We start from the raw sequence: 12,518 nt of genomic DNA on the forward strand, positions 1-12,518 counted from the left end.
CATGACCTGACCAAGGCCGATGCTGGTCGCGTCCTGGAAACCTTGCTGGACGTGATCGTCTCCACCGTCAAGAAAGGCGACTCCTTGACGATCCCTGGATTCGGCTCCTTCAAGCAACACGCCCGCGCTGCACGCAGCGGCGTCAACCCCAGCACCGGCGCCAAGATCAAGATCGCCGCCGCCAAGCTGCCCAAGTTCACGCCTGGCGCCACTTTCAAGGCGGCCGTGGATCCCAAGGCCGCCGCCCGCAAGGCTGCCAAAGCACCCGCCCCCAAGGCTGCTGCCAAAAAGGCCCCGGCCAAGAAGGCTGCTGCCGCCAAGAAAGCCAAGAAGGCTTGATTGACCTGAGGTGCGGGGCTCGCCACGGGCCCCGCACCCTGTCAGTTATCCACCGAAGGTGTGGACAACCCTGTGGGGAAACCCTGGGTATCCTCGGATCTCCCAGGCAAAGCGCTTTGTGTGCCCACCAATGAGGCACACCGCGCGCAGATGCACACCTGTCCGCGCTGAGCTTGCGGCACCTGTGCCAAAACCTCTGCACCGAACACCACCGATCGACACCAGCATGGCGAGTCCACAGACCCACCAGCGGCCATCGCGCAGCCATTGGGGCCTGCGCAAAGGGGGCAATCGGTGAGCGGCGAAGTCATGGATGCACTTTAGCCGATGCCCGTGCCCACGTATCTTTCGGCAACAGGTGTGTGCGTGCCGACAGGCGTGCCCAGGCAAGGCGTTCGGTTCGATGCATTGGCTTACAGCTCGGCCTTCAGCAAAGCTATGGTCGCCACCTTGCTTTGATGGAGGATTGACATGGAACAAATGATGCAAGCTTATGCAGGACGCGACGCGGTGATCGTGCGTGTGCCAGTGGGCGGCCGTGGCGTGCGCGTGCTGGTGTCCAGAGAAGCCCTGGAAGAACGCTTTGCGGCCGGCCCGGCCCCGCAAGACTGGGTGTACGCCTACCAGTCACACGCCGAGGTGATCGACGCGGTCGTGCGCGCCAAGGTCGCCAAAGCCAGCCCCGAGCCGGTGGTCATCTCCAAGCACGACTTCCCACTGGTGCAGTGAGCGTCATTTCAAGTGCGTGATCGTCAACATGACGATCACGAACAAAGCAACACCGGCATCCACCCACCAGTCTCCCAGCAGGCGATCAAACACTGACTTCATTGATTGGCGTCTCATGGCGTGAACCCCTTTCAATCGCATGGCATGACTCAGAACTGAGGCGCCAAATGCATGGTGCTGGCGCTTCGCGGAAGGCGATTGTTCATCCGAATGGAGCCGCTTGCAAACCACTTTCGACGCGAGAAGGGCCTTTCAAAAACCCATGCAATTGGCGTAGTAAGTGACGGTGCCAGGCCAGTCGGAAAACACCCCCTCGACACCCACTTTACGGGCCAGCACATCCAGTGCCTTGAGCATGTCGCTGTCCTTCTTGATGGCCTTGCCTTCAGGGTCGAACTGGTAGTAACTGCCCCGACCCGCAGCCCCTTGGGTCAGGTTCACACGTTCGAACGACCAGGTGATGATCCTGAAGCCCGCGGCCTTGATGTCCATCGCATAGCTTGACGGCACGATCTCGTTGGCATCGTTCAACGCCAACAGGGCCCACATGGGTGGCGCGATGATCTGGACGCCCGCTTTTTTCAGCTCGCGCAAACGCTCCTTGCTCATGCGCTCGATCTTGAGCGAGGGCTCGATCGGATCCAGGTAAACCGCTTGTTTGCCAAACGCAGGCTCCTGCTTGATCCAGTACAGCACATCGTTGATGTTGAACGACTGCGCGTACACCTTGCGAGGATCAACGCCTGCGTCCTTGTAGGTGTCGATCAGCTTTTGCGCGTACTGCGCCTGGCCGCCAAACACAGCCTGGATGCGCGCGGCATCGCCCTCCTTCAGCTCGGGCGTTTGCGACACGCCCCATTGCTTGATCAAGGCGATGTGCTCTTTCAAAGTCACGACGTTGCCAGCGGGGCGGCCGGTGTACAGATCAGTGCGCCAATTGGCCGTACCGCCCAGGTAACCTGCGGGCGTGGTGGCAGCAGGGTTGCTGGCATCCATCTTGGCCTTCAGGGATTTGTATTCGCTCAAGCTGATGTCGCTGGTGCAACACTTGGGGGCCGGGCCACCAGGTGCCCAAGGCACCGTGCACGAGGCATTCAAGGGGGTGTTCACGATGTTGGTGGTGGTGTGCAGATCGCACTCCGAATGGCGGCACACCAGTTCGCCATCCTTGGTGAAGCTCACATCGCATTCGATGATGCCCGCGCCCATCCGGTTCGCGGCCTCGTAAGACTCGCGCGAGTGCTCAGGGAACTCCAGCGGGGCCCCACGGTGGCTGATCGAGAACTGGCTGCGGTAGAACGGCCCGGCCTCGCATTGCTGCAATCGGCTTTTGAGCCTGCCCTCGTCCAGGCCATCCACCAGGTAGAAGGGGCGCACGCCCACCTGCACATTGGTTTTCTCGCCATGGCGATGAGGCCTGTCGTCGTCAGAGCGGCCGCCTGCCGAGGCAGCGCTGCCGACCAAGATCGAAGTGGCCAGGATCGTTGAGCAGATCAAACGGTGGGGCTTGATGTTCATGTGGGCGAGTCCTGATTGAAGGGTTTTCTGATGCCTGCGCATTCTTCACGTGGCTTCCCGACAACCATGTGACAGGGCCTGATCATTTCGGCGCCAAATTCACGGTTGACACGGCCCTGATTTATTGTATAAATCGTTTATATCAATTCATCAAGCAGTCATCATGAGCAATACTGACACCGAGACCCTCACCAAAACCAAGCCTGAAGCCAAGGCCGTCACCAAGGCCGCCAAGCCTGCCGCAGCACCCGCCAAAAAAGTGGCAGCCAAGAAGCCCCTCAAGGCAAAGGTCGCAGCACCGGCGCCCGCCGCCAAAAAAACCGCCCCGCGCACCGCCGCCGCCAAGCCCACTGTGGTGGCCACCACCCCCATCAAGATCAGCAGCCCGGCCAAGGTCAAGCAAAAGCTGGTGCGCGACAGCTTCACCATGCCGCGCGCCGATTTCAGCCTGATCAACTCGCTCAAAGAGCGCGCCTTGACCTTCCGCCGCCCCACGAAGAAGAGCGAGCTGTTGCGCGCCGGGCTCCATGCCCTGTCCGCCCTGCCCGACGCCAAACTGAAGCTGGTGCTGGAAGGCTTGGTCCCGCTGAAAACCGGCCGCCCCAAGAAAGGTGAATGAGCCATTCGGCTCATGCCAGGACTGAATCGAGCAACACCATGGCCAAGCTCTTTCGCCTGGATCGCCGCAGCTTCGTCCCCTCTCAAACGCCCCATCGTTTGACCGGCGATGAGGCGCCCGCTGCGCTCATCGAGCTGGCCGATCTTCAGCGCATCCTCGACGAGGCGGGCCCGCAGGTCGAAGTCAGCCAGGTGTGCCAAGTGCAAGCCGGCCCACATCATTTTCCGGTGCAGGCCATCACCCTGGGCAACCCCAGCAAGGATGTCCCGGCCGTGGGCTTCTTCGGTGGCGTGCATGGCCTGGAACGCATTGGCTCGCGCGTGGTCATGGCCTACCTGCGTAGCCTCGTCATGCGCCTGAAGTGGGACGCGCAACTGCACCGCCAGCTGGAATCCATCCGCCTGGTGTTCATGCCCATCGTCAACCCCGGGGGCTTGTGGGCGGGCACGCGCGCCAACCCCCAAGGCGTGGACCTGATGCGCAACGCCCCCGTGAACGCCACCGAGCCCGTGCCTTTCATGCTGGGCGGACAGCGCCTCAGCCCCGCCCTGCCCTGGTACCGAGGCCCGGCCGATGCCGCGATGGAAGTCGAAAGCCAGGCCCTGTGCCAGGTCGTCGAGCAAGAGCTCCTCAGCCGCCGATTCAGCATGGCCATTGATTGCCATTCGGGGTTCGGCATGGTTGACCGCATCTGGTTTCCGCATGCCCACACCACCCAACCCATCAAGCACCTGCCAGAGATGCTGGCACTCAACCAGATTTTTGACCAGGCCTACCCCCACCACCGCTACGTCATCGAGCCGCAAAGCCGTCAGTACCTGACCCATGGCGACCTGTGGGACCACCTCTACCTGCGCGCCTGCGCCCAGGAGGGCCGCACCCTGTTGCCCCTGACCCTGGAGATGGGTTCCTGGCTTTGGATCAAGAAAAACCCACGTCAGATCTTCTCCCGGCAAGGCATCTTCAACCCCCTCGCCGAGCACCGGCAGCAACGTGTGCTGCGGCGGCACATGGCCTGGCTGGATTTCATCACCCACGCCGCCAGCAGCCACGCCAGTTGGGTGCCCCAAGGCCCGGCGCGTGATGCGCACCGCCAAGCCGCCCACGAGCGCTGGTACGGATGACTGGCCCCACCCAGACGCCAGAGACCTGGGTCTTGCTGCGCGGGCTCACGCGTGAACAAAGGCACTGGGGCGGCTTCCCCAAGCTGCTGACCGAGCACCTGCCGGGCGCCCGCATCGTGCCACTCGATTTGCCCGGCAATGGCCGCCTGTGCGCCCAAACCAGCCCGGCCACCGTGGCCGAGATGGCCGAGCAATGCCGGGCCGAACTCTCTCGCCAGGGCATCAGGCCGCCCTACCGCGTGCTGGCCATGTCGCTGGGCGCCATGGTGACCACCGCCTGGGCGCTCGGCCATCCGGATGAGATCCAGGGCTGCGTGCTGATCAACACCAGCATGCGCCCTTTCAGCCCCTTCTACCGGCGCCTGCGGCCCCGCAACTATCCCTTGATGCTCAAGCTCGCCTTGCTCGGCGGCACCTCTCGGCAATGGGAAGAAGCCATCCTCAAGATCACCACCCGGCACCCACCCCAGCCAGAGCAGCAGGTGCGGGACTGGATCGCCTACCGCGATGAATGCCCCGTCTCGCGCGACAACGCCCTGCGCCAATTGTGGGCTGCCGCGCGCTACACCGCCCCCACTGAAGGCCCCTCAACCCGCACCTTGATTTTGTGCAGTGCACGCGATGGTCTGGTCGACCCCCGATGCTCCCGGCAACTGGCCGCCAGTTGGAACACCGATTTCGCCGAGCACCCCAGCGCAGGCCACGACCTGCCGCTGGATGACGGCCCCTGGGTGGCCACGCAAGTTCGGAAATGGCACTCGGCCAGCCGCTCAAGGCGCTGATGCGTTCGCGCGTCGGACCCCGGGCGCGTCCATCACCAAGTCAGACATGGGATAAGCCACGCACGGCAGAATGAAGCCATCGCGCTTTTCCTCAAAGCTCACACCGGGCCATTCAATGCGGTAACTCACCTGCCCTCGGACCAGGCGGCACAGGCAGGTTCGGCAGGTGCCATTGCGGCAGGAACTGGGCAACTCGATGCCTGCCGCGCGTGCACTGGCCAGCAAAGGCTGTTCGGCCGACACCCGCAGGCGCACGCCCAGGGGCTCAATGAGCAATTCATGCCACGCTGTTTCACCGACCTCGCCCATCCATCGCTCCAAACACGGGCACGCCATTTGCCGATCGCAGCAATGTAACGCCCTGGAAACACAACGTGAACGATACCCTGCAAGCCCAACCCACCCAAAGTCCCCACGCCTATGAGCCGGTGTCATCCCGGGCTTACCGGTGCCGTTGCGGACGCCCCGTTTTCTTTCGCAACTCGGTCTGCCTGGCCTGCCAAACGCCATTGGGCTATGAACCCACTCAGGCGCGCGTCATCCCACTGGATCCCGGGCAGGAAGCCAATGTCTTCGTGGCCGCCAACGCCCCCCAAGGCCAAGCCGAACAGTACGTGCGTTGCGCCAATTTCGCCAGCGCGGCCGAGTGCAACTGGCTGATTCCGCAGTCGCAGGCTGCCAATGGCGTCACGCTGTGCCAGGCCTGCCGCCTCAACCGCACCATCCCCGATCTGTCCAACCCCGAAAACCAGGAACTGTGGCGCCGCACCGAAACCGCCAAACGGCGGCTGGTGTCTCAGCTGATCGCTTTGAAACTGCCCGTGGCCTCCAAGGTGGGCGAAGATCCCGAGCGCGGCCTGGCTTACGACTTCCTGCGCTCACAACCCGCTGAGCCGCACGTTCTGACCGGCCATGACTGCGGCCTGATCACCATCAACCTGGAAGAGGCCGACGACCCCACGCGCGAACGCACGCGCAAAAGCATGGGCGAGCCCTATCGCACGCTGCTCGGTCATTTCCGCCACGAGGTCGGTCACTATTACTGGGACCGCCTGGTAGACCACACCAACTGGCTGGAACCTTATCGGGCCCTGTTTGGCGACGAGCGCCAGGACTACGACGAAGCCGTGAAAGCCCACTACCAGAACGGTGCCCCCTTGGACTGGGGCGTGCATTTCGTCAGCGCCTACGCATCCACCCACCCCTGGGAGGACTGGGCCGAAACCTGGGCCCACTATCTGCACATGGTGGACACCGCCGACACGGCCGCCAGCTTCGGCATCGACCTCACGCAGATCGGACTGGAAACCGAACCCTTTGGCGCGGATGTGCTCTGGAAAGCAGACCTCGGCGAAGAGGGGCCGCCATTCCTGGCCCTGCTCAATGACTGGGTGGGCCTGACGGCCGTGATGAACGAGATGTCTCGCAGCATGGGTCAGCCAGACTTCTACCCCTTTGTGCTGTCGCGCGAAGTGGTCACCAAACTGCACTTCATCCACTGCGTGATTCATGGGGCCCGAAGCTAGCCTGCGCCGATGATGACTGCCCCTGCGTGCCCCAAGTATCGACCTCGATCTCCGCCCATTCTTCAGGTGGGATGTGCCCTCTTTCGTCCTGCCACAGTTCAACCGCCACCAACGTGGCCAGGCGGGGGCGTAACTGGGGGCGCAGCTCGGCAATGCGTTGCGCGCAACGCTGAATCCAGGTGTCTTTGATCTGCGCATCCATACTGTTATTTTATACAGTAATGCTCGGTTTCTCAAAGAGGCTTTACAACTGCGTTCTATGAACTCACCGCGCTTTGATAGAACACCAGCGCGTGGTTTGCCCTTAATGGTTGCATAGCTAACCATTTGACGGTAGGATGAGGGCATGTTTGATCACTGCATGTACTTCAACACCGCGGCATTGGCCCGCCGCCTGGAACGCGAATGGTCGCTGGCGTTCAAGCCATTTGACCTCGCGCCCCCACAAGCCTTCATGCTGCGCGCCGTGCTTGCAGAGCCTGGCGCACTTCAGTTTGAATTGGCCCACACGCTGGCGATCTCAAGGCCCACGGCCACCCGCGCCTTGAACGGGTTGGCCGCCAAAAACATGATCACCCGCCAAGCCACTGACCATGACGCGCGTCAAACCGCTGTCTACCCCACCGCCAAGGCCGTGGCCATCGCGGCCAAGCTGAATGAGGCCAGCGCCAAAGTCACCAAGCGACTCAAGCAGCTGCTGGGTGAGGATGCGTTTGAGGGGGTTGTGAAAGAAATCCGTGGCGTGCGCTCTGCCCTGAAGTGAGTTCGTTTTCTGGAGTCCCCACCATGCCCATCCTGAACGTCAAAATCGCAGCCGAGAAATCGCCCGAGCTCACAGCTCAGATTGCCGCCACGCTGATCGAATTGACCAGCCGTATTCTCAAGAAAAAGCCGGAGGTGACCGCCATCGCCATCGACTATGTCAGCCCGGACAGCTGGATCATTGCGGGGGTACCGCTGTCCCAGCAAGGCAAGAGCAGCTTCTATTTCGACATCAAAATCACCGATGAAACGAACACGAAGTCAGAGAAGGAACAGTACATCCGGGAAGCGTTTTCCGAGTTCGCCCGCATCCTTGGCAACGTGCATGAAGAAAGCTACATCTATGTGCAAGATGTTCGGGCCGCCGCCTATGGGTATGGTGGCTTGACTCAGGAGTTCCGGTATCAGCATTGATGGGGCTATCCAACCCACATCACGATCAAAGTCCCCGCCAATGCCAATGCGGCACTGATGTCGACCACAAAGTCGCCTAACAGACGCACAAGGAAGGAACTACGGGGCGTGGGTTTCATCCTGGGCTCCTTTTTGATATTGAATCTACATCCGAGGGCTCTCAAGCGTGGTCCTGTCATGTGACACAGGGAAGACACTGCCAGGCCTACCATGGGTACACCAGGGTTCCCAGCATGGCCACGGCCAAGGCGAGGTCCACCCCCCAGTCAATCCAGTCATTTCCAAGCAGCGTTTTCATACTGGTATTTTATACAGTATTTTTGCAATCTGTGGAGACTGAGGCACAACCCTCACCAACGTGAGGTCGGCTTGCCACTACCATCGCCTCATCCACGATGAAAACTACGCCATGACCACCGAAGAACGCATCGACAAGCTCGAAGAGGACATCGCGCAGTTAACCGTCCAGAACAGCGAGCTCGTTGCCCTACTGCAAAACCTGGGGGGCCACCAGCGGATGTACCACGCGGCCATTGAATCCATCATCATTTCCCACCCCTACCCGCAAGCGCTCAGGCCGGTGCTTGAAACGCTGTTGGCGGCGGTCGATGCGGCCATCGTGGCCAGGGCTGAGTCCGATGACCACCTGGAGGGAGCCCAGGCCAGCCAGGAATGCCTGATGGCGGCCCTGGATGAGGCCGAGCGCTTGAGTGGGCTGGAAGACGACGCCGACGCGTGACCTCTTCAAGCAGTCACGATCATCTGGCCAGCTGGAACACCGCCACGGCCTGAACCAATTGTTGCGCTTGCTGGCGCAGGCTCTCGGCAGCCGCGGCCGACTCCTCCACCAACGCGGCGTTCTGCTGAGTGGCCTGGTCCATTTGTGAGACGGCCTGCCCCACCTGCCCAACGCCACTGCTCTGTTCGGTGTTGGCCAAACTGATGTCGGCCACGATGTCCGTGACTCGGCGAATGGATGTCACGATTTCCTGCATGGTGCGCCCGGCCTGATCTGCCTGTGCCGCCCCCTGGTCGGTGCGCGCCACACTCTCGGCGATCAACGCACCGATCTCCTTGGCGGCCGTTGCCGAGCGCTGGGCCAGCGTGCGCACTTCGCCCGCGACCACGGCAAAGCCCCTGCCTTGCTCGCCTGCCCGCGCCGCTTCAACCGCGGCATTCAGAGCCAGGATGTTGGTTTGGAAGGCAATGCCATCAATGACGGCGGTGATGTCAGCGATCTGGCGCGAGCTGGTGTTGATGCCCTTCATGGTCTGAACCACCTCGCGCACCACGTCGCCGCCTTTGGCCGCCACGGAGGAGGCATCCTGCGCAAGCTGATTGGCTTGCGCCGCATTGTCGGCATTGTTCTTCACGGTGCTGCCCAGCTCATCCATGGTCGCGGCAGTCTGCTGCAGCGCACTCGCCTGCTGCTCGGTGCGTTGGCTCAGATCCTGGTTGCCCTGGGCAATCTGCGCGCTGGCCGTGGCCACGCTTTCTGCATTCCCACGGACAGAGCTCACCACCTGCGTCAGCGATACCTGCATCTGTCGGATAGCGGCCATCACACTGTGATCGTCGCCTTGGGCCAGCTCAATCGGGGATGACAGATCGCCTTTCGACACATTGCGCGCAACCGCCCGCAACTCGAAGGGTTCGGCACCCAGCTCGCGCCGGATGGAATGCCCCGTCCGCAAAGCAAAAGCGGCGGCTACCATGAACAACAGCACCACGGGCAACATGGCCACCATGGCGCTGTTGCGTGCATCGGTGGCATTCTGCTCGGATGATTCCTTCAGCAAGGCCATGGCTTGCCACAGCGTTTCGTACATGGCATCAATGACCTTGGTAGTCTCGGCAACATACGCCGCGCTTGGATAGCTGGGCACCGCTGGCTGCAACACATGCGTCTGAGCCAGGCCAATGCCTGTTTGAGCCAGCTCGTTAAGCCTCTTCGACACGTCATCAATGCGGCCACGCGACTGTGCATGCGCCGTCGCGCCTTTCTCAAAGGTCAACAGCATGTCCTCGTAGGCGCTGCGCATGCGGATCTGCAAGGACTCAAAGCGCGCCTTGTCGGCGGGATCAAGTGCCTGCTTGGTGGACAGCAAGTTGGCGCCGCGCGCTCTCGTCTGCCCCATCATTTCGATCATGCTTGGCGCGTCTGCCAGCGTGCCCAGTGTCAAGAAATAGACCGATGGTTCCGCGCTCAAGGACAGCCCCCAATGATCAGCCACCCCACGCAACGTTCGCAGCATGCTGGCCAGCATCGCCGTGTGGCGCGCGGAAGACTCCGGGCCGGTGATGCGCTTGTCCGCCACCGCCTGACTGACTTCTTGCCACTTGCTGACGTCGAGTTTCCAGGCGGCGCCCAATCGCGATGCCTCGGCACCATCGGCCGTCACATGGGCGGCAAATGCAGTCATGGCCTTTTCGATCTCAGCCTGTTTGGCAACGCGTTTGGGCGCAGCACCCTCATCCCCGCCCAACAAAACCGCTGACAGACCACGGTGCTGCTGCACGACACGAATCACTTCCAGCAAAGCCAGCGCTGGCGCCATCCCGGCGACCTCGCGCTGCGCGATGCGCACCTCGTGGATGTAACGCCAACTCAACAACCCGGCGGGAATGGAGATGGCCAGCCCACAGATCGTGAGCAGCAATGCAAACCGACCGCGGATCGTCAGTGCTTTTTTGATCATTCAGTGCTTTCGGTGGATCGTTGTTTTGAATGGCTAGCAACGCATGGACGCCGCGCGTGCTCAGGCTATCCCTGCACGCCATTGCCATATCGACCGAAATGCCGAGTTTGTTGAGTGCACATTCGTGCACTTGAGGAATTCCAACCACTACGGCGCATTCATCTCGGAGCCACATCGGCCGCAGGGAACAGCGTCGGGGCGCTTCACTCCCCTGATTACCTGGCCTTGGCCTTGTGGACTCTCACAGCCAAGGCAGCCAGTCCGAGTCCCATGAGGGCAAAGGTTCCTGACTCGGGCACTGCTGGGGGTTTGATGTCACCGAAAGGCACCACTGTTCTCCCACCCCCAACGATCGACGGTGACCCCTCACCGGAGAACACACCGACCACAAAGCCGGATGCGCCTGTGGTGTCAACGGCAACAGTCTCAAAGGAGGCTGAAGGGCCCCATTCCGACTGGGAGGTGAGCGTGACACTTGCTTGAGCCGCGCCAGCAGACAACAGGAGCATCACGGCGGAGGCAGCACGAAGGATGAAGGTCATTGCCTCCCAGGTTGGGTTTCTTTTCCAGTACTTCCCGTGAGAGGACTGGGGTACGCGGACCACGCCGGGTAACGGTTTCACTTCAGCGGCTTCCTTGCTCATCCCTAACCCTCAACAATACACAGCAACCATACACAGCCCAAAACAAAATTCCCCTAGGAGAACATGCCTCATAGGGGGACCTGAATATGGTGAGCTGATGGGGATTGAACACTTCAATGAAGCCCCGATGCAGCTTGGCTTTTCAAAGTCAAACCACCACTGTTCCCCTAGCTGTTCCCCTGCAGCGCAGGCCCTCTTGCAAGACTCGTACAGTAGAGCATAGCTTGATGGACGGTCAATTTGCGCCAATCGCGCATTGCTCTTAGAGGGCGATGCTACGCATCACGCGTCGTGTGAGGCCGATGGCTGGCTGGCGGCCATCTCAACTTTTAGAGGCTTTTTGCTTCCATTGAAGTGGTGAAGCGCCGGTCCAGCTCTTGAACGCGCGGGTGAACGCACTGGTCTGTGTGTAACCTAGTCGCACGCCGATTTCCGCGATGGAAAGTCGTCCTTCGAGCAAGTGACCCTCGGCCAGCTGACGCAACGCATCTTGGCGCAACTCCCGAAAGTTCAACCCGGCTTTCGCCAGCTCGCGGGCGTAAACGGTTGGAGATAAACGAAGGGCTTGCGCAACACGATCCAACTGGGGGATGCTGCCTTGAGCCAGATGCATGACAACCTGCGCAGTGCGATGGCGCAGTTCGCCATCTTCGCCGATCGGCAATGTCGATAACTTGTGGTTAACTTGTGCCTCCATCAAGCGAAGCAGGAGAGGATCCGCTTTAGGCAAGGGCGTTTGCAACCACGCCAACCGCGTCACCAAGCGCGTGATGGGCTGGTGCCAACGCACGGGGCACTTGAAATAGGCGGTGAACGGTGTTGTGTCAAGCGGAGGCGGGTTCACGAAATCAACCGCAACGACCAAGTCATGCCTGTCGTCGAAAAGCTTGCGGCCGATTTCGACGAATGATGTGATACCTGCTTCATCGAACAGCGCGCCGGGCTTGCCGTGTGCAATTCCCCATTGCAGCTCAAGATGATCACCCTCGATTCGAGGTTCCACTGGATTGATGTTGTTCAGAAGTCGGTGATAGCGATGGACGCGTAATAAAACCGCTTCGAGATTTTCACAAGTTTGCAGAACGTAGCCCATCGCCCCCAAATGCGAGAGCTGGACAAACTGTCCTAGATGTAAGCCCAGCAGCGGATCATCCAAGTATTCAGCGGCACGCAACAGCCGTTGGCAAAATTCTTCCGCTGAAACAGGTGCCAAGTGGTCGTCGCAAACAGCGTCCCACGCTGCGCCCCCCCACAGCTGACTCGGGTTATGTCCCGCAGCTTTCAAATAGTCAGTCAACAGACGTAATAGGGCGATAGGCACCGTGCCGAGCACGCGATTCCTCACGTGCACGCGCTCCATAC

14 protein-coding genes are annotated in these 12,518 nt (G+C 61.0%); 9 read left to right on the forward strand and 5 right to left on the reverse strand.

Annotated features, from left to right (window positions below):
• The coding region (locus Q7V20_RS05660) for an HU family DNA-binding protein (RefSeq protein ID WP_304788086.1) at positions 1-339 on the forward strand (339 nt) is incomplete at its 5' end.
• Between the two features lie 41 nt (positions 340-380).
• On the opposite strand, the gene Q7V20_RS05665 is transcribed toward Q7V20_RS05660, so the two are convergent.
• On the reverse strand, positions 381-650 hold the full coding sequence (locus tag Q7V20_RS05665; RefSeq protein ID WP_304788088.1) for a cysteine-rich CWC family protein: 270 nt from the start codon (positions 648-650) through the stop codon (positions 381-383).
• A gap of 160 nt (positions 651-810) precedes the next feature.
• Between Q7V20_RS05665 and Q7V20_RS05670 the strand changes: the two genes are divergently transcribed.
• Positions 811-1,068 carry a DUF1488 family protein gene (locus Q7V20_RS05670; RefSeq protein ID WP_230181177.1) on the forward strand — a complete coding sequence of 86 codons (258 nt, stop codon included), beginning with the start codon at positions 811-813 and terminating at the stop codon, positions 1,066-1,068.
• A 252-nt stretch (positions 1,069-1,320) separates the two neighbouring features.
• On the opposite strand, the gene Q7V20_RS05675 is transcribed toward Q7V20_RS05670, so the two are convergent.
• Positions 1,321-2,586, reverse strand: coding sequence for a glycerophosphodiester phosphodiesterase family protein (locus Q7V20_RS05675; RefSeq protein ID WP_304788090.1), 1,266 nt, complete (start codon positions 2,584-2,586; stop codon positions 1,321-1,323).
• A gap of 163 nt (positions 2,587-2,749) precedes the next feature.
• On the opposite strand from Q7V20_RS05675, the gene Q7V20_RS05680 reads away from it, so the two are divergent.
• Genes Q7V20_RS05680 through Q7V20_RS05690 form a run of 3 tightly spaced genes read left to right on the forward strand, consistent with a single transcriptional unit; the run spans position 2,750 to position 5,111 of the window.
• Positions 2,750-3,205, forward strand: a complete 456-nt coding sequence (locus Q7V20_RS05680; RefSeq protein WP_304788092.1) for a hypothetical protein — start codon at positions 2,750-2,752, stop codon at positions 3,203-3,205.
• A 38-nt stretch (positions 3,206-3,243) separates the two neighbouring features.
• A complete protein-coding gene (locus Q7V20_RS05685) occupies positions 3,244-4,329 on the forward strand; it encodes a M14 family zinc carboxypeptidase (RefSeq protein ID WP_304788094.1) in 1,086 nt (361 codons plus the stop codon).
• Positions 4,326-5,111 (forward strand): alpha/beta fold hydrolase, encoded by a 786-nt coding sequence (locus Q7V20_RS05690; protein WP_304788095.1) that lies wholly within the window; start codon positions 4,326-4,328, stop codon positions 5,109-5,111. The genes Q7V20_RS05685 and Q7V20_RS05690 overlap by 4 nt, the downstream gene beginning before the upstream one ends.
• Here Q7V20_RS05690 and Q7V20_RS05695 read toward each other — a convergent pair.
• The gene (locus Q7V20_RS05695) at positions 5,100-5,420 is read right to left on the reverse strand and encodes a 2Fe-2S iron-sulfur cluster-binding protein (RefSeq protein ID WP_304788097.1); all 321 of its coding nucleotides are present in this window, start codon (positions 5,418-5,420) and stop codon (positions 5,100-5,102) included. The genes Q7V20_RS05690 and Q7V20_RS05695 overlap by 12 nt on opposite strands.
• A 65-nt stretch (positions 5,421-5,485) precedes the next feature.
• On the opposite strand from Q7V20_RS05695, the gene Q7V20_RS05700 reads away from it, so the two are divergent.
• From Q7V20_RS05700 to Q7V20_RS05715, 4 genes are all read left to right on the forward strand, one after another.
• The gene (locus tag Q7V20_RS05700; protein WP_304788099.1) at positions 5,486-6,637 is read left to right on the forward strand and encodes a putative zinc-binding metallopeptidase; all 1,152 of its coding nucleotides are present in this window, start codon (positions 5,486-5,488) and stop codon (positions 6,635-6,637) included.
• A 346-nt stretch (positions 6,638-6,983) separates the two neighbouring features.
• The gene (locus tag Q7V20_RS05705; RefSeq protein WP_304788101.1) at positions 6,984-7,400 is read left to right on the forward strand and encodes a MarR family winged helix-turn-helix transcriptional regulator; all 417 of its coding nucleotides are present in this window, start codon (positions 6,984-6,986) and stop codon (positions 7,398-7,400) included.
• 23 nt (positions 7,401-7,423) lie between these two features.
• On the forward strand, positions 7,424-7,813 hold the full coding sequence (locus tag Q7V20_RS05710) for a 4-oxalocrotonate tautomerase family protein (protein WP_304788103.1): 390 nt from the start codon (positions 7,424-7,426) through the stop codon (positions 7,811-7,813).
• A gap of 409 nt (positions 7,814-8,222) precedes the next feature.
• Positions 8,223-8,552: a hypothetical protein gene (locus Q7V20_RS05715; RefSeq protein ID WP_304788105.1), complete on the forward strand. Its 330-nt coding sequence runs from the start codon at positions 8,223-8,225 to the stop codon at positions 8,550-8,552.
• Positions 8,553-8,571: 19 nt separating this feature from the next.
• Here Q7V20_RS05715 and Q7V20_RS05720 read toward each other — a convergent pair whose 3' ends face one another.
• Positions 8,572-10,512, reverse strand: a complete 1,941-nt coding sequence (locus tag Q7V20_RS05720) for a methyl-accepting chemotaxis protein (protein WP_304788107.1) — start codon at positions 10,510-10,512, stop codon at positions 8,572-8,574.
• Positions 10,513-11,478: 966 nt separating this feature from the next.
• Positions 11,479-12,516, reverse strand: a complete 1,038-nt coding sequence (locus tag Q7V20_RS05725) for an AraC family transcriptional regulator (RefSeq protein ID WP_304788109.1) — start codon at positions 12,514-12,516, stop codon at positions 11,479-11,481.
• Positions 12,517-12,518 lie beyond the last annotated feature (2 nt).

The organism is Aquabacterium sp., from assembly GCF_030652515.1.
Taxonomy (GTDB): Bacteria; Pseudomonadota; Gammaproteobacteria; order Burkholderiales; family Burkholderiaceae_C; genus Aquabacterium.